At 67.6% G+C, this 17,576-nt stretch carries 14 protein-coding genes; 9 read left to right on the forward strand and 5 right to left on the reverse strand.

Going from position 1 to position 17,576, the window contains the following annotated elements; genetic code table 11:
• Nucleotides 1-24: 24 nt before the first annotated feature.
• Nucleotides 25-216 (forward strand): hypothetical protein, encoded by a 192-nt coding sequence (locus ACLML9_RS11895; RefSeq protein ID WP_411945563.1) that lies wholly within the window; start codon nt 25-27, stop codon nt 214-216.
• Nucleotides 217-476: 260 nt separating this feature from the next.
• The gene (locus ACLML9_RS11900) at nt 477-1,394 is read left to right on the forward strand and encodes a tyrosine-protein phosphatase (RefSeq protein WP_411945564.1); all 918 of its coding nucleotides are present in this window, start codon (nt 477-479) and stop codon (nt 1,392-1,394) included.
• Between the two features lie 85 nt (nt 1,395-1,479).
• Here ACLML9_RS11900 and ACLML9_RS11905 read toward each other — a convergent pair whose 3' ends face one another.
• The 3 genes from ACLML9_RS11905 to ACLML9_RS11915 are packed head-to-tail and all read right to left on the reverse strand — an operon-like array spanning nt 1,480 to nt 4,699.
• A complete protein-coding gene (locus ACLML9_RS11905) occupies nt 1,480-2,352 on the reverse strand; it encodes a sugar phosphate isomerase/epimerase family protein (protein WP_411945565.1) in 873 nt (290 codons plus the stop codon).
• Nucleotides 2,349-3,533: a dihydrodipicolinate synthase family protein gene (locus tag ACLML9_RS11910; protein WP_411945566.1), complete on the reverse strand. Its 1,185-nt coding sequence runs from the start codon at nt 3,531-3,533 to the stop codon at nt 2,349-2,351. Before ACLML9_RS11910 ends, ACLML9_RS11905 begins: the two co-directional genes overlap by 4 nt.
• Before the next feature lie 2 nt (nt 3,534-3,535).
• Nucleotides 3,536-4,699, reverse strand: coding sequence for a Gfo/Idh/MocA family protein (locus ACLML9_RS11915; protein WP_356988633.1), 1,164 nt, complete (start codon nt 4,697-4,699; stop codon nt 3,536-3,538).
• A 174-nt stretch (nt 4,700-4,873) separates the two neighbouring features.
• On the opposite strand from ACLML9_RS11915, the gene ACLML9_RS11920 reads away from it, so the two are divergent.
• The 6 genes from ACLML9_RS11920 to ACLML9_RS11945 all read left to right on the forward strand — a co-directional run bounded on the left by ACLML9_RS11920 (nt 4,874) and on the right by ACLML9_RS11945 (nt 10,474).
• Complete coding sequence (locus tag ACLML9_RS11920; RefSeq protein WP_411945567.1) at nt 4,874-5,914, forward strand: LacI family DNA-binding transcriptional regulator; 1,041 nt, start codon at nt 4,874-4,876, stop codon at nt 5,912-5,914.
• 126 nt (nt 5,915-6,040) lie between these two features.
• On the forward strand, nt 6,041-6,913 hold the full coding sequence (locus ACLML9_RS11925; protein WP_411945568.1) for an ABC transporter permease: 873 nt from the start codon (nt 6,041-6,043) through the stop codon (nt 6,911-6,913).
• 44 nt (nt 6,914-6,957) lie between these two features.
• Nucleotides 6,958-7,998, forward strand: coding sequence for an ABC transporter substrate-binding protein (locus ACLML9_RS11930; RefSeq protein WP_411945569.1), 1,041 nt, complete (start codon nt 6,958-6,960; stop codon nt 7,996-7,998).
• A 12-nt stretch (nt 7,999-8,010) separates the two neighbouring features.
• Nucleotides 8,011-8,814 carry an ABC transporter ATP-binding protein gene (locus tag ACLML9_RS11935; RefSeq protein ID WP_411945570.1) on the forward strand — a complete coding sequence of 268 codons (804 nt, stop codon included), beginning with the start codon at nt 8,011-8,013 and terminating at the stop codon, nt 8,812-8,814.
• A 40-nt stretch (nt 8,815-8,854) separates the two neighbouring features.
• The gene (locus ACLML9_RS11940; protein WP_411945571.1) at nt 8,855-10,003 is read left to right on the forward strand and encodes a glycerate kinase; all 1,149 of its coding nucleotides are present in this window, start codon (nt 8,855-8,857) and stop codon (nt 10,001-10,003) included.
• Nucleotides 10,004-10,180: 177 nt separating this feature from the next.
• Nucleotides 10,181-10,474, forward strand: a complete 294-nt coding sequence (locus ACLML9_RS11945; protein ID WP_411945572.1) for a DUF427 domain-containing protein — start codon at nt 10,181-10,183, stop codon at nt 10,472-10,474.
• Between the two features lie 80 nt (nt 10,475-10,554).
• Here the strand turns inward: ACLML9_RS11945 and ACLML9_RS11950 are convergent, their stop codons facing one another.
• On the reverse strand, nt 10,555-11,520 hold the full coding sequence (locus ACLML9_RS11950) for a hypothetical protein (protein ID WP_411945573.1): 966 nt from the start codon (nt 11,518-11,520) through the stop codon (nt 10,555-10,557).
• 208 nt (nt 11,521-11,728) lie between these two features.
• On the opposite strand from ACLML9_RS11950, the gene ACLML9_RS11955 reads away from it, so the two are divergent.
• Nucleotides 11,729-13,699 carry a neutral/alkaline ceramidase gene (locus tag ACLML9_RS11955; RefSeq protein ID WP_411945574.1) on the forward strand — a complete coding sequence of 657 codons (1,971 nt, stop codon included), beginning with the start codon at nt 11,729-11,731 and terminating at the stop codon, nt 13,697-13,699.
• 70 nt (nt 13,700-13,769) lie between these two features.
• Here ACLML9_RS11955 and car read toward each other — a convergent pair whose 3' ends face one another.
• Nucleotides 13,770-17,291, reverse strand: a complete 3,522-nt coding sequence (car, locus tag ACLML9_RS11960) for a carboxylic acid reductase (RefSeq protein ID WP_411945575.1) — start codon at nt 17,289-17,291, stop codon at nt 13,770-13,772.
• Nucleotides 17,292-17,576: the final 285 nt, after the last annotated feature.

The raw sequence follows: 17,576 nt of genomic DNA on the forward strand, positions 1-17,576 counted from the left end.
CGTGGCTCGACGCAGGCGCGACTGGTGGAGCTACCGGTCGAGAGCCGCCGCCCGGTGCTGCGTCAGTTGGTCGAGCAGAGCCCGGCCAGTGTCGGGAAGCGCTACGCCGACAACGGGTTGTCGCCGAGTCCGGCACCCGACGATGTGGCCGCCAGCGCGGAGCGCATCGCGGTATTCCGCGTCGTCGAGCGGGGCGATGATCTGAACGTCGGGTAACCGAGCGCGCGAACGGGCCCCGGACCGGCCGGTGGCGGAAAGGCCGGAGCTTCCGGGAATCGGTTCGCGTCGAACCTGCCCATTGATCGGGAAGACCGGGATCCTGGTCCGTCGAGTGTCCCTACGGTGTGAGGCGCACCACCGTCCCGGCCGTGACCGGGCGCGTCGCGTTCGTTCCGGCGGACCGGGACGGTGTGCTGCGCCCGTTCGTTGCCGGAACCCTTCGGACCGGCTCGGCTCACGCTCGAAAGGAATACCCGGTGACGTTTTCACATACCGCCCGAGGTGTTTTGGCCGCTTCCGCCGCTGTCCTCGTCGGTGTTCTACCTCTCACGACCGCCCCGGCTCTGGCCGGTCCGGCCGTTCCCGTGCTGGAGGCGCCTGGGAAGGCGGACCGGGCGCTGGGTTTGCCGCATGCGCCCAATGCCCGCGATATCGGCGGCTACCCGATACGGGGCGGGAACAAGGTGCGGTTCGGTGTTGTCTACCGCGCCGACGCCCTCGCGAAATTGGATTCCGGTGAACAGCAGAAACTGGTGGATCTGGGTATCACCCGGGTGATCGACTTCCGTAGTCCGACCGAAGTGTCCCAAGGGCCGGATCGCCTTCCGGCGGGGGTGCAGCGCACCGAATATCCGGTGTACGACGCGCAGAACGATCTCTACGTGATGATGAACCAGTTGATCGCCGGCGGCCCCGAGGCGCAGCGGGCAGCACTCGGCGACGGTAAGGGTGCCGAGTATATGCGGAATTACTACCGCTGGCTCGTCACCGACCCGGTCTCCCGCACCCGGTTCGCGGCGGCGCTGCGCGATATCGCCACGGAACCGGGCGCGGTGCTGTATCACTGCACCGCCGGCAAGGACCGCACCGGGTGGATGACCGCGATACTGATGTCCGTGCTCGGCGTACCCGACGGACAGATCTATCAGGACTATCTGCACTCGAACGACAATCTGGCCGCCGGGAACAACGCACTGATGGATGCGCTGGTGCAGCAGGGCCTGGTCGAGGATCCGGCGCTGTGGGAGCCCGTGCTCGGTGTCCAGCGCGATTTCCTGGACGCCGCGTTCGATCAGGTACGGCAGTCGTTCGGCTCGATGGACGACTTCGTCAAAAGCGGGCTCGGCGCCGACGACGCTACCCTCGCGGCGCTGCGAACGAAACTGGCGGGCTGAACCGGGGCGCACTCCGCCCGTCATGGCGAGCCGATCGGCCGGTCCGGCCCAGGGCTGTGGTCCTGGGCCGGCAGCCCTGTCTCGGTCAGTCCACGAGGGACGGGAGGACCAGATCTCGGTAGCGCTGCTTCATCGTCTCGATCACTTCGTGGCCGTCGGCCGCCCATAGTGCGGCATTGAAGATTTCGACCTCGACGTCGCCGCGGTAACCGGCGGCGCGAACCCACTGCCCGATGGTCGCGAAATCGATGACGCCGTCGCCCATCATGCCGCGCGACAGGAGCGGGTCGGCGGTCATCGGGTTCAGCCAGTCACACACCTGATACGAGCTGATCCGTCCGGCGGCACCGGCCTGTGCGATCTGCTCTTCCACCGTCGGATCCCACCAGATATGGAAGGTGTCGACCACGACGCCCACGGTCTCCGCCGGAAACGGTTGGGCCATCGATAATGCCTGCGCCAGGGTGGAGATCACCGCACGGTCGGCACAGAACATCGGGTGCAGCGGTTCCAGAGCGAGGCGGACACCGCGCTCGGCCGCATACGGGACCAGCCGGGCGAGCCGCTCGTCCACCCGCGCCCGCGCGGCGACGAGGTCCCGGTCCGGTATGCCACCGACCACCATCACCAGTTCCCGCGTGGCCAGTGTCGCCGCGTCGTCGATGGCACGGCGGTTGTCGTCGAGTGCCGCCTGCCCGTCACCCGGCTCGGTCAGGAAGCCGCCACGGCACAGACTGGAGACACGCAATCCCGCATCGGCGACGATCTTCGCCGCCGCGGCGGCACCGATTTCGTCGACCCGATCGCGCCACAGCCCGACCGCGCCGAGTCCCGCCCGGGCAGCGCCGTCCACCGCCTCGGTGAGGGTCCACCGTTTCGTCGTCGCCGTATTCAGTGACAGCGACCGATAGGGGTCGGCCGGATCGAATGGCGTGTGCCGGGCCGCAACCGATGTCATGAGAACGATCCGTTCAGTTCGAGGTAGACCCGCATCCGGTGCGCGGCCAGTTCCGGGTCCGACAGCAAGCCGGCCTTGTCCGCGAGCCGGAACAATTCGGCCAGATGAGGTACCGATCGGCCCGTGGACAGTCCCGCCACCATCGAGAAACCCGGTTGCTTGCCGTTGAGCCACGACAAGAACGCGATACCCGTCTTGTAGTAGTAGGTCGGCGCGGCGAAGATGTGCCGGCCGAGTGCCTGGGTGGCGCCGAGGATCTCCGACGCACGCGTCACATTGCCGTTGTCGAGTTCCTGTAGCGCGGTGGACGCGGCGGGGTAGATCGCGGCGAAGATACCCAGTAGTGCATCCGAATGCCCCTGCGCATCGCCGATGATCAGCTCGGGATAGTTGAAATCGTCGCCCGTGTACAGCCGTACCCCGTCGGGCAGCGCGCGGCGCAGTGCGACCTCGTGTGCCGCGTCGAGCAGCGAGACCTTGACTCCGTCGATCTTCGACCGGTTGTTCTCGATGAGCGTGCGGAAGGTCTCGGTGGCGGTCTCGATATCGGCGCTGCCCCAATATCCGTGCAGCGCGGGATCGAACATGGTGCCGAGCCAGTGCAGGATCACCGGCCGATCCACACCGGCCAGCAACTTCTCGTAGACGAAGAGATAGTCCGCGGCCGAACGGGCGACCTGTGCGAGTGCCCGCGAGGCCATCAGGATGACCTGAGCTCCGGCGTCGGTCACCACGTCGATCTGCTCGCGATAGGCATCGACGATCCTGGCGAGGCCGGCCGATCCGGAGGGGAGTCCGGCGAGGTCGAGCTGATCGGTTCCGGCTCCGCAGGCGAGCCTGCCACCGACCGCGGCCGCCTCGGTGCCGGAGCGCCGGATCAATTCCGCGCTCGCCGGCCAGTCGAGACCCATTCCGCGCTGTGCGGTATCCATGGCATCGGCGACCCCGAGCCCGTAGGACCACAGCTCGTGCCGGTAGGCCAGCGTCGCGTCCCAGTCGACGGCCGCGGGCGCACCCGGTGTGTTGTCGCCGGTCACCCGCGGAATCACATGCGCGGCAGCGAAAGCCACGCGCGAGGTGATCGGTCGCGCCGGCCGCGTCCAGGTGCCCGGTGTACCGAGAACGTACGGTTCGAGCCGGCCGTCCGTGGGCAGTAGGACCGACACACCCGTGGATGTCACGGTCACAGCGTGACCTCCGGAATCTCGATCCGGCGGCCTTCGGCCGAGCTGCGCAGCCCCAGTTCGGCCAGCTGAACACCGCGGGCGGCGGAGAGCAACCCGTAGCGGTGCGGTCGTCGGTTCACGACGTCGGTGAGGAACTCCTCCCACTGCAACTTGAACCCGTTGTCCAGATCGGCGTTCGCGGGGACTTCCAGCCATTGATCACGGAACGGCTCGGTGACCGGGAGGTCCGGATTCCACACCGGCTTGGGCGTGTGCGAGCGATGCTGGGCGACACATTTGCGCAGGCCGGCGACGGCAGAGCCGTGCGTGCCGTCGATCTGGAACTCGACGAGCTCATCGCGGTACACGCGCACCGCCCATGACGAGTTGATCTGCGCGACGACGCCGTTCTCCATCTCGAAGATTCCGTAGGCGGCATCGTCGGCGGTGGCGGGATACGGCTTCCCCTGTTCGTCCCATCGGGTGGGGATATGGGTTGTCGCCTTCGCGGTGACCGCCTCGACCTTGCCGAGCAGGCCCTCGAGCACGTAGTTCCAGTGGCAGAACATGTCCACGACGATGCCGCCGCCGTCTTCGGCCCGGTAGTTCCAGCTGGGTCGCTGGGCGGGTTGGCCGTCGCCTTCGAAGACCCAGTACCCGAATTCGCCGCGTAGCGACAGGATCCGGCCGAAGAAGCCTTCGTCGACGAGCCTGCGCAATTTCACCAGGCCGGGCAGGTAGAGCTTGTCGTGCACGACTCCCGCGGTGACGCCGGCGTCCGCCGCGACCCGGGCGAGTTCGACGGCCTCGGTCAGCGTTTCCGCGGTCGGCTTCTCGGTGAAAACGTGTTTACCCGCCTTCATCGCCGCCGCGAGCGCCTCGGCGCGACGGGAGGTGACCTGCGCGTCGAAGTAGATATCGATGGACGGATCGGCGATGACGGCGGCGGCGTCGGTGCTCCATTCGGCGATGCCGTGCTGTTCGGCGAGCTCGGCGAGCTTGGCGGCATTGCGGCCGACCAGGACCGGCTCCACCAGGACGCGGGTGCCGTCCGGGAGCAGCAGCCCACCGCCGTCGCGGATCGGCAGGATCGATCGCATCAGGTGCTGGCGGTAGCCCATGCGACCGGTGACGCCGTTCATGGCGATGCGGAGCGTGCGCGGGGCAGTGGAATCGGGCATTGGTTGTGCCTCTTCTGATTTGCGTGGCTGACGACCGCAGAATGGGTCGTGGACGGTACGGAGGGACCCGCATACGTCGAGTGGACGAGTCAGCGTCGGAATGCGCTTTCCAAGCTATGCTAGTCCCGAAGTCCGGTCAACCCCACGCCCGACGAGAGAACGAGGCACCTGGCCATGGCGGCTGTGAGATTGCAAGATGTCGCGACCCGGGCGGGCGTCTCCCTGGCGACCGCCTCCCGGGTGCTCAACGGTTCGTCGCGGGTGCCCGGCGAAGGTGTCGCCGACCGGGTGCGCGCCGCCGCCGCCGAACTGGGTTATGTGGCAAATGCCCAGGCCCAGGCCCTCGCGCGGGCTTCGACCGGGCTCATCGGACTCGTCGTGCACGATATCGCCGACCCCTACTTCTCCTCGATCGTGCAGGGCGTCCAAGCGGCCGCACGCCGGGCGGGCAAACTCGTCCTGCTGGCCAGTACGCAACGCGATTTCGATATCGAACGCGAATCCGTGAGCACCTTCATCTCGCACCGTGCCGACGCGATCATCCTGGCGGGTTCACGCCAGAGCGGGGATCTCGACCGCGATCTCGAGAAGGAATGCGCACGGTATCTGGACAACAGCGGCAAGGTTGTCGTGATAGGCCAGCCACTGTCCTTCGGTGCCGCAGTGGAACCCGAAAACCACACGGCGTCAGCGGAATTGGCGTATGCGCTCCTCGCGCAGGGGCACCGGGATTTCGCCGTCATCGGCGGTCCGGGCAATATCCGGACCGCTGTCGACCGGCGCAACGGGTTCGTCGAGGCGCTCGCGACGCGGGGGGTGACGCCGCTGGTGGAGATCGCGGGGGACTTCTCCCGAGACGGCGGTGCCGGCGCCGCCCGTCGACTTTCCGCCGCGTTGGATCTGTGCCCGGGGCGGTCCGGCAACGCCGCGCCCTGTGTTTTCGCGGTGAGTGATGTGATGGCGATCGGGGCGATCGCGGCGTGGCGTGAGCTGGGCCTGGCGGTCCCCGATGATGTCTGCGTCGCCGGGTTCGACGATATCCCGACGCTGCGTGACCATGTGCCCGGTCTGTCGACGGTGGCGCTGCCGCTGGTGGAGATCGGCGAGCGTGCCGTCCGGCTCGCGCTCGACGACGCCGCGACGGCGGCGCAAGTCCACGAATTCGTGCCCGGATGTGTGATCCTGCGCGACAGCAGCATTCCCCGGCCCGTCTGAACTGGGCAAATTACGAACCCTTGACACTGTGGGTCCGGTCACACTAGCCTCGGAGACAGCTTCGGAAAGCGCATTCCCGGCGGGTGTAGTGCGAACCCCGCTCCACTACTAGCTTTAGGACTCCAGATGGCGGTAGTCACGTCCGTCGAGGCCGGTTCCTCCCCACCGAAAGCCGCGCAACCCGTCCACACGCGGCGCCGGAAGCTTCCCTCCCCCTCCGCTCTGTGGTCAATCGTGTGGCGGCCGCTCGCCCTGGTGGCGGCTCTCCTCGTCGCCTGGTGGGCCGTCACCGAGTTCGAGCTCGTCGAGCCCTACATTCTGCCGTCGCCGGCGGATACCTGGCGCACCGCCGCCGACAACTCGGCATATCTGCTCCAGAACACCTGGGTGACGACCTACGAGACAGTGGTCGGCTTCGTTATCGCCGCGCTGATCGGCGAAGCCGTCGCACTGGTGATGATCTACTCGCGCGGTGTCGAGCGAACGATGTACCCGCTGATCCTCTTCGCGCAGGTCATCCCCAAGATCGCGATCGCCCCGCTGTTCATCGTATGGCTCGGGTTCGGCACCAGCCCCAAAATCCTCGTCGCCGTACTGATGGCGTTCTTCCCGATCGTCATCGCCGGGATGGCGGGGCTGCGCTCGGTGGATCCCGAAATCCTCGAGCTCACCTCCACCATGGGCGCGAGCAACTGGAAGACATTCGTGAAGGTTCGCTTCCCGGCGTCGCTGCCACAGTTGATGTCCGGCCTCAAGATCGCCGCCACTCTCGCGGTCACCGGCGCCGTCGTCGGCGAATTCGTCGGCGCGAACGAGGGGCTCGGCTATGTGATCCTGCAGGCCAACGGAAATATCGACACGGCGATGCTGTTCGCCGCCCTGATCATCATGTCCGTACTGGGCATCATCCTGTTCGCGATCATCGAAATCGCCGAACAGTTCCTCATTCCATGGCACGCCTCCCGTCGATCCACGGCCTCGGCCGTCGGCGCGGCATGAGCACGCCGAACCACCGCATTCGCGCCACAGCTGGAGAAACTCGCATGAAATTCGGAATTCGCAGACTCACGACGATCGGCGCCGCCGCGGTGGCATCGGTCCTGGTACTGGCCGGCTGCGGAAGCGGCGGCAGCGAGGCGAAGGACCCCGGCACCGACGGGAAGACCACCGCGGTATCGCTGATGCTCAACTGGTATCCCTATGGCGAGCACGCCCCGTTCTACTACGGAGTGCAAGAGGGGATATTCGCCGAGCACGGTATCGATCTGCAGATTTCGGCCGGTCAGGGCTCTACGAAAACCACGCAGGCCACCGGTTCGAAGCAGACCGACTTCGGCTGGGCCGATACTCCCGCCGTTCTCGGCAATATCGATAAAGGCGTCAAGGTCAAGAGCGTCGGCGTCTACCTCCAGACCACGCCGTCGGCAGTGCAGGTATTCGCCGATTCGAATATCCGGACACCGGCCGATCTGGCGGGTAAGACCATTGCCGTCTCCGCGGGTGACGCGCCGACCACGACCTTCCCGGTCTATCTCGACAAGGCGGGCGTTCCGGCGGATCAGGTGACCCAGCAGAGCCTCGACTCGGCGGGCAAGATGTCGGCGATGCTCTCGGGTCGCGTCGACGGGCTCATCGGATTCGCGCACGACCAGGGCCCCACCATCGCGAACAAGAGCGGCAGGGAGGTCCGCTACCTGCGGTATTCGGACCAGGGCCTGAACTTCTTCAGCAACGGGCTGATCGCGAACGAGGCCACCATCGAATCCTCGCCCGAGCTGGTCCAGGCCATGGTGGACGCGACGAGCGAGGCCTTCGCCGCCGCCGTCGCGAATCCGGAGGCCGCGGTCGCCGCGATGGAAGGTAAGGATCCGCAACTGCCGCCGCGGCAGGTACTGCTGCAGCAGTGGCAGCAGACGATCCCGCTGCTCAGCACCCCGGAAACCGCCGGTAAGGCGCCGGGCACCAATTCCGAAGCGAACTGGCGCGCCACCATCGATGTCCTCAGCAGTGCGAAGCTCCTCGACAAAGCCGAGGATCCGGCCAAGTACTGGAACGCGCAGTTCACACCCACCGGCAAGCCGTGAGCAGGTGACGATATGAGCACACCCACCGACACCCTCGCGGGCACCGATACCGCAGTCGCGGTCGCCGACCTGACCGTACGGTTCGCGTCCAAACGCGGCGAAGTCACCGCACTGCACGATGTCGACCTGCGGATCCGCCGGGGCGAATTCGTCTCGATCGTCGGTCCGTCCGGCTGCGGCAAATCGACGCTGCTGAAAGTCGTCGCCGGTCTCACCGATCCGAGCGGGGGCAGTGTCGAACTCGGCGGCGCCCGCGTCCGTGGGCCGCAGCGCAATATCGGCTACGTATTCCAGCGCGCCGCACTGCTGGAATGGCGGACCGTCCGCAAGAACATCCTGCTCCAGGCCGAGATGCGCGGCATGAACAAACGGGCGGCCGCGGCCGAATGCGCGCGTCTCATCGAGATGACCGGGCTCAGCGGATTTGAAGACGCCCTGCCGCACGAACTCTCCGGCGGTATGCAGCAGCGGGTTTCGCTGTGCCGGGCCCTGCTGCACGAACCGGAAGTGCTGCTGATGGACGAGCCGTTCGGCGCTCTCGACGCGCTCACCAGGGAACGGATGAATGTCGAACTGCATCGGATCTGGCGGGAAACGGGCACCACGGTGCTGCTGGTCACCCATTCGGTGGCCGAGGCCGTATACCTCGCCAACCGGGTGGTCGTGATGAGCCCGAGGCCGGGCCGGATCATCGAACTGCTCGACGTCGATCTGCCCGCACACCGGAACTACGCCACGACGATGGAGACGCCGGAATTCATCACGGTCGCCAACCGGGTCCGGGATCTGCTCGGCGCGGTGGCGCAGGCGGACTGATATTCGATCCCCGCCGACTCACCGACAGGAAGGCGACCGCGTGAGGGTTCTGGTTGCCCCGGACAAGTTCAAAGGAAGCCTCTCCGCCGCCGAAGTAGCCGACCGGCTGGCGGAGGGCTTGGCGGCGGCGGGGATCGACAGTGACAGATTGCCGCTGGCGGACGGCGGTGACGGCAGCGTCGACGCCGCGGTGGCGGCCGGTTTCGCGCCGCATCCGGTGACCGTGGCCGGCGCGGCGGGGACACCGAGATACGGGCGGATCGCCGTCGGCGACGGTACCGCCGTGGTGGAGGTCGCCAATACCTGCGGCCTCACCACCCTGCCGAACGGCCGCACACTGCCATTGGACGCGAGCAGCCTGGGTTTGGGGCAGGCCATCTCGCAGGCGTTGCGGTTCCGGCCGCACCGGCTGGTCCTCGCCCTCGGTGGCAGTGCCAGTACCGACGGCGGGATGGGACTGCTCGCGGCGCTCGGCTTCACCTTCGCCGATGCGCAGGGAGTACGACTGCGGGCGTGCGGACGAAGCCTCGGGCGCGTCCACACCGTCGACTCGTCGCGGGCGGCACCGCCGACCGGGGTCGAGATCGTGGTCGCCGGTGATGTCACCAATCCCTTGCTCGGACCGGACGGCGCTGCGGCGGTGTACGGGCCGCAGAAGGGGGCCACCGAGGATGAGGTGCGGTTTCTCGACGCCGGACTGAACAACCTCGTCCGAGCGTTCGCCCGCAGCGGCTACCCGGACGCGACGGCATTCGCGAAGGCGGCCGGAGCGGGAGGTGCGGGTGGAATCGGATTCGCGGCGTTACTGCTCGGCGGCACGATCCTGTCGGGCGCCGAGTATTTTCTCGACCTGCTCGAGTTCGACCGGCGCCTGCCCCATGCCGACCTGGTCGTCACCGGGGAGGGAAGTATCGATGAGCAGACCGCGAACGGCAAACTGCCCGCAGTACTGGCTCGCCGCTCCCACCCCGTTCCGGTCGTCGCCGTCGCCGGCCGGAACACGCTGACCCCGGACCGATGGGGCCCGGCAGGATTCACGACCATCTACTCCCTCGGCGACTACACCGACAGGGATACCGCCGGTGACCCCGACCTGACCCGGCAATTGCTGACCCGCATCGGCAGGCAGATCGGCCGCCTCCCGGCCCTGGCGCCGGGAGCACGCCCACCCGTAACGCGAACCCGGTAGACCTTCCGCCCGCCCGAGAACACACGGTCGCCCGATTCCCTGCTCAACCGGGCAGTCGAGGATGGTGTGTGCGGGCATCACGGCACTGCCGGCCCGCGCTCCGGCACGGGATCTCCAGCCCTGCCGTCCCGGGCGGCCGTAGTCGATCGTGCCGGGGAGCTGAGGCAGAATCGAGGGATGACAAAGGCAGTCGTGAACGGCGTAACGATCGCGTCCAGCGACGACACCGTCATCGTCGAAGGTAATCACTACTTCCCGCCGGACTCGTTACGGAAGGAGTTCTTCGAGCCCACCGATACGCATACGTTCTGTCCGTGGAAGGGCCGGGCCGGCTACTACACCGTGACCGTCGGCAACGCCGAGCCGCTGACCGACGCGGCCTGGTATTACCCCGAACCCAAGACCAAAGCAGCCGAGATCGAGAACTACGTCGCCTTCTACAAGAATCAGGTCGAGATTCTCGACGACTGATCCACCGGCAGGCCGGTGCCGGGGTGGACCCACCGGTGCCGTCGGTGCCGGCGGGTGCCGCGGGACCCGCGGGGTCGCTCTCAGCGGGCCCGCGGGTAGCCGATTTCGGAGATGTCCCGGGCCAAGTCCGCCAGGGTGATCTCCCCGTTCAACGACGACACGAGTTCCCGGTCCAGCGGCCGCGACCCGTACACGTCACTCACCGCTGCCAGGTTCACAGCGACCTCGTAATAGTCCTCGGCGAAGCGCTGGAACGCGCCGGGTGAGCGGTCGACCAGTAGATGGAACAGGTCCGTCGTCCCGTCGGGATCGGCATGATCGGAGGGGAAAGCGATCGTGCCGTGGTGCCACCGATCATCGGTTGCCTCCCGCCACAGGCAGGCCGTCACGAGGGGTACGCCGTCCTCGTCGGTGAACGCAGGCTCCACGGCGAAGGACTGGAAGACATCGGGAACGTCGTCGATCACTCCCGGCCAGGGCGCGTGGTCCTGGCGGTACGGGCTCATGGGCGATTCGTGGCCGAAGCCGCGGATATAGACGCCGGCCGCCGAGAACACGATGGAGTACTCGTCTCCCGATCCATTGCTCATGGCGGCCATCTCCTCGCCTTCGCCCCACGCGGTGTCGAAGAAGTGGTACCGGCTTTCCCGGTCGGGGCTCAGGATCGCGTCGAGCATCGCCAGCGAGCGGCACAGGTTTCGCAGGTCGGCGATCGGTGGAAGCCGGCGGGCTACGTCGTGGACAGTCACGGGCTCATCCAACCGGATCCCGCCGACATCGGCCGAGCCGCTGTCGATGTTCGATAGCGAAGTGGCGGCGACGATCGCGTCCGCCACGGGCAGATCGACCAGGCCCGGCTTCGGCAGGTCCCGCGGTAGCAGCAGGGTGCCGTGGCCGGCCGCGTAGAAGGGGATCAGCAGCGACGAGGCCGCGCGGTGCGGTTCGGGTCCCGGAGGCCCGAGGGCGAAGAGGCCGGAGACCCGGGTCGCCGTAGGCTCCGACGACGGCTCGGGCCGGTGCCGCTGTGGGTGGGCAGAAGCGGTCATCGTGCATGGTCTGTCACGGGAGAAGCGAACGAACGGGTCGATGATGCCGGGAACCGTAGCGTATGTGCCCCGGTCGCCCTTCCCGATGACGGTGATCGCGAAACCGTCGATCGCGCAATACGAATCCCGACTTCGTCCTTGCTAGTTTGTCTGTGTAATGAACCCGAACCGCTGCCGCGGGCCGAATCCACAAGGACAGAAGAGGTCGATGCCGGAAACGAACTATGCGACCGACCGCCATCTGGTCGGGCGCGCCATTGCCGACATCACCGGAGAACCGGCCGAGGCCGGCATGCTCGGATACGGCAAGGCCGACCAGAAGACCACCGGAATACACCTCCGTCTGCGCTCCCGCGCCTTCGTCTTCGTGGACCCGCTCGTCGACCGGCGGGTGCTGCTGATCGTGAACGATCTGCCGATGATCTTCTCCAGCATCACTCGGGAGGTGCTGCGCCGGCTGGCCCAGCGCTTCGGCGACACCTACACCCAGTCCAATGTGATGCTCACCGCGACCCACACCCACTGCGGGCCCGGCGGCTATTCGCACCACCGGTTGTACAACGGCTCGGCCGGGTTCCGTCCCAAAACGTTCGCGGCGATCGTCGACGGCATCCTCGAGGCGGTCGAACGAGCACACGAGGATCTCGCCCCGGCCACCCTGCGCCTGGTACACGGCGAGCTGCGCGAGGCGAGCGTCAATCGCTCGCGTGCGGCATTCGACCGGAACCCGGAGGAGGAAAAGGAATTCTTCCCCGATGCCATCGACCCGCAGACGACCCTGCTGCGTATCGATCGCGAGGGCGAACCGGTTGGTGCCATCAACTGGTTCGCCACCCACGGCACCTCGATGAGCAACCGGAACACGCTGATCAGCGGCGACAACAAGGGGTACGCGGCCTACCACTGGGAGCATGTGGTCGAGGGCGTGAACTATCTGGCGGACCCGGATCCCGACTTCGTCGCCGCCTTCGCGCAGACCAACGCCGGTGATATGTCGCCCAACCTGGACGGAAGGCCCGGTGACGCCGGCAACGACTTCGAGAACACTCGCACCCTTGGTCTGCGCCAGTACGAGGCCGCGGCGAAACTCGCCGCGGGATACGTGCCGCGCATGGCCGGCAGCATCGATCACCGCGTGGTGCACGTCGATCTCTCCGCGGTGACCGTCTCCGCCGAATTCACCGGAGACGAGCGTGAGCACCGCACCGGGCGGCCCGCCGGTGGTGCGGCCGCCTTCGCCGGCGCGGGATACGACGGGCCCACCCACTGGAAGACCTTTCACGAAGGACGCAATCCTGGCTGGGATCTGTTGTCGCGGTTGGCATACCGGTTCGCGCCGTCGCTGCGGGATGCGCAGGCGCCCAAGGCGATCGTGGCCCCGGGCGGACTGCTCAATCGGCTCGGGCCCTATGTGCAGGAGATCGTTCCGGTCCAACTCCTCCAGATCGGCGAGCTGTATCTGATCGGTATCCCGGGCGAGGTGACCATCGCCGCCGGACTGCGGTTGCGGCGCACGGTGGCGGCCATCCTCGGCGTCGAACCGGCCAATGTCCTGGTCGCCGGATACAGCAACGCCTATATCCACTACGTCACCACTCCTGAGGAGTACGACGCGCAGCACTACGAGGGCGCGAGCACCTTGTTCGGTCGCTGGGAGCTGCCGGCCCTGCAGCAGATCGCGGCGCAGCTCGCGAGCGCAATGCACGACGGCAGCCCGGTACCGTCGGGTACCGAGGCGCCCGATCTGTCGGAGGCGCAGCGGCCTGCGAAGGCAACCCCGCCCGTGGACTTCCCACCGGTGGGGCACGACTTCGGCGACGTGCTCAGCGAGCCCGCGCCGGCCTATCGCGCGGGGGAGCAGGTGAGCGTCGAATTCGCCGGCGCGTACCCCAACCACGACCTACATCGCGGCAGCACGTATCTCATGGTGCAGCGGCGCGACGGGGAGCGCTGGCGGCTCATCGCCGACGACGGCGACTGGACGACCACCTTCAGCTGGTCGCGTGGCGCCGCCTCGAGCTCGCGGGTCACCATCACCTGGCACAGCCCGGCCGACGCAACACCCGGCAGCTACCGGATTCGATACTTCGGCGACGCGGTGAAGCCCGGCAGCGACCGCGTCCCCATCAGCGGCACCTCGCCCGAGTTCCGGATCCACGATGAGGAGCCGGGCGAATGACACATCCGATTCGGTGCAGCGCCGGCGGCGACCGGCGGTGCACCGAGCCCGAGAGCGCAGCGGAGCACGGTTACAGCAGACCCAGTAGGTGCAGGTCGGTGGTGTACTTGACGATGATCTCCGGGGTCACGTGCGGGATATCCCGGTCGGCGCCGATTTCCGCGTGCCGCACCGCCGCGCGGAACCGTTCGGTGGGCGCGATCGAACCGCGGACCGCTCGCTGCGGTTTCCGGTAGTTGTCCAGCAGCGGTAGCAGCGAGTACCGCCGCTGCCGTTCCGGCAGCGCGCGTACCGCGGTCTCGAACCGCCGCAACCAGCTGTCGTAATCGGGTATCCGCTGGATGGGATGGCCGGCCTCGATCAGCCAGTCGACGTAGGTGTCCAGCGAGATCCCGTCGTCGTACGGGTTCATCACGTGATAGGTGCGGAACCCGGTCCCCGCGCGGGCGCCGAGCGAGACGATCGCCTCGGCGATGAAACCGACCGGCAGCCCGTCGTAGTGGGCGCGCTGCGGCCGGCCGGCCGGATCGAGTTCGTAGAAGGAGCGGGGGGCCGTACCCGTGGCCTCCAGGCTCAGCATCAACCGGGTGAACATATCGGGGACATTGAGCTGGCCCGCGTACCCGGTATCGGCGAGGATCATATCGCAGCGGAATACCGCCACCGGCAGACCGCACAGGTCGGCGGCCTCCCGCAGCAGCACCTCGCCCGCCCATTTGCTGTTCCCGTAGCCGTTGGCGTACCGGTCGTCGATGCTGCGGTGCGGGCTGATCACGCGGATATCGGCGTCCTCGGTGAAATTCGCGGGGTCGACCTGATCGCCCACCGCGATGGTCGAGGTGTAGGTGTACGGCTTCTGCTTCGTGGTGAGCGCGAGGCGGATCAGTTCGGCGGTACCCACGACATTGGGGCCGAACAATTCGCTGTAGGGCAGGAGGTGATTGACGAGCGCGGCGGGGTCGACGATCACGTCGACGGTATCGGCCAGCCGCTGCCAGGTGTCGTGGTCCAGCCCGAGATCGGCGCGGCCCTTGTCGCCCGCGATCACCTCGAGATGGCCGGCGGCCAGTTCCCGGTAGCGGGCGGTGAGCCCCGGGTCGCCGGAGTCGAAGGTTTCGTCGAGCCGGGACCGCGCCGCGGTATCGTCCGTGGCGCGGACCAGGCAGATCAATGTTCCGCCGGCGCGGGCCATCCGTTCCAGCCATTCCAGCGCCAGGTACCGCCCGAGGAAGCCGGTCGCGCCGGTCAGCAGGACAGTCTGTACCGTCGCGCTCGGACCGGGTAGGCGGGGTGCCTGCGCGAGCGTGCGTTCGTCGAGGAATTTGTCGAGGGTCAGATCACCGGCGTGCACTTCGGTCGCTTCCGCACCGTGCACCGCGGCGAAGGTGGGGCGCCGGGCGCCGGCGCGTTGTTCGTCGATGTAGTGGGCGACCGCCCGGAGGTCGGCGGTGGGGCCGATGAGGAAACCCACCGGGACCTCGACCCCGAAGATTTCACGCAACAGCTGTCCGAAGGTCAGCGCCGACAGGGAATCGCCGCCCAGGTCGGTGAAATGCGCGTCCGGACGTACCTCGCCGGTGGCGGCGCCCAGCAGCGCCGCGGCGGCGCGCACGACCGTCTCGATCGTGGGCCGGTCGCCGGCGCCGTGGCGCACGGCGCGCAGCTCCTCGGCCTCGGCTTCGGCCAGCTCGGTGTACAGCTGTTCCAAGCGCGGGCCGTAGTGCTCCTTGAGGGCGGGCCTGGCCAGTTTGCGGATACCGGTGAGCAGGCCGTTCTCCGGCGTGAACCGCTGGTATTCGAGGAGGAAGTCACGCGGTATCTCGTAGGACTGCAAGCCGGCGGATTTCGCGACCTGCTGCAACGATTCGCTGATCAACTGTTTCAGCACGCGGCTGTCGTCCCCGGCTCGTTCCCGCGCGGCGGCCGTCGGTACCACCACCGCCACGAGGTAGGACCGCGTGCTGTTGCCGTAGACATAGATCTGGCGGACCAGCGGGCTCTCGGCGAAGACGGCCTCCACTTTCGACACCGTCACGAACTCACCCTGCGAGAGCTTCGATACGAAGCTGCGGCGATCGACGTACACGAGGTGATCCGGGCCGACCTCGGCGAAGATATCTCCGGTGTGGTAGGCGCCGTCGGCGTCGAACACGCGAGCAGTCACTTCCGGACGCTTGTAGTACCCGGGCACCAGCGTGTCCGAGCGGACCACCAGCTCCCCTCGGGGGTGCGGGCGGTCGGTGCGGAAGTAGCCCAACTCCGGGACATCGACGAGTTCGTAGTGGGATACCGGTGGTCGGCGCACCCGGCCGTCGACGGCGATACTGCCGGTTTCGGTGGCGCCGTAGCCGTCCACCACGTGCATGTCGAGGAAGGACTCGACCCATGCCCGCATCTCGGCCGAGATCGGCGCCGAACCCGTCGTCGCCGCGAGATACCGGCCGCCGAGCAGGTTCCGGCGCAGATCCGCCGCCACCTCGGCTTCCAGAGTTGTGCGGTCGGCCCCGTCGCCGCCGCGGCGAGCCACTTCACCCTCGAACCGATGGAAGAGCATTTCCCAGATCCGGGGTACGAAGGAGAGCTGGGTGGGGCGGACCAGGGCCAGATCGTCCAGCAGGGTGGACAGGTCGCTGGTGGCGGCGAAGAAGACGGTGCCGCCGCGGCCCAGCGTCATGTAGAGGATGGCGCGCCCCATGATGTGGCTCATCGGCATGAAACCGAGCGCTATTGCCGGTTCGGTCCCGCGCTGGCCCCATTTCTCACTGCTCGCGGCCCGCCAGTGGTCCGCCACCAATCGTTCGGTGAGCATGGCGCCCTTGGGTGCCCCGGTGCTTCCGGAGGTGTAGATCAGCAGCGCCAGCGAATCCGCCTCGACGGTCGCCGGCACCGGCACGGGCGGCAGCACCGCGCCGCGGGCGACGACTTCGGCCAGGGTTTCCGCGACCACCGTGCCGTCCGCCTCCACCAGCCGTGCCTGCGCTGCCGTCCACATCGCGTTTTCGTCGTCGTCGCGCGGGTGGTAGTCGAAAGCGATCAGCCGGGCCGGGGGGTGGCCGGTGAGCGCGAGTTCCACGGCATCCGCGAGCCGGTCGATACTCGCCGCGATCACCACCGGCTCGGTTTCGGCGACTATGGGCAGCAACCGGGCCGTGGCCGAACTGGTCGGCAGGGGAACGGCCACCGCGGCCAGTCGGGTCAGCGCCACATCGATCACGGTGTAGTCGACACTGGTGAATCCCAGCATGCAGACGCGATCGCCGGGGCGCACGCCGTCGGCGGTCAGCGCGGCGGCGATCGCACCGGCTCGGTCCCAGACCTCGCGATAGGTGACGGTCTCGAATTCGGGCCGCAGTGTCGCCGCGGTCCGCCCGGTGCGCTCGTCGGTGACGTACTCGATCGCGCGCTGCCCGAGCGCGGGCCGGTCCGCGTAGCCTTCCATCACGGTCCGCGCGATCTCGAACGCGCGCAAGCCGGGTTCCCCGGCTCTCTCGGTGACCGCCGGATCGGGCCGGGCAGCGGCGAACTGCTCGTCGGTGCGGTACAGCTCCGCGATGCGATGTTCGAGCCGGGTCTCCCGGGTTTCGATCGACATCGGACTCACTTTCGAAAACTCGTAGTTTCGAAATGCTCCGGTGGCACTCGCGAGTGAGTGTCGTGTGGCACTTCCAAGTCTCGAAGCGTCCCTGTGATGCGTCAAGGGCCTGTGACAAAAGTGACCGGGGCTGCCGATCGGCCACCGCGGCCGTCACCTCGCGGGGTGTGGTCGAGGCACCGCCCCACCAGGCCGTCCGCGCCGGTGATATCCGGCCCGGGCCCACGACGCGGCGGGTGAAGGCCGGCCCCGAGTCGCCCGCAGCGATCCGTCGATCGACTGCGG

The sequence above is a fragment of the Nocardia sp. NPDC002869 genome (assembly GCF_046764065.1).
GTDB lineage: Bacteria > Actinomycetota > Actinomycetes > Mycobacteriales > Mycobacteriaceae > Nocardia > Nocardia rhamnosiphila.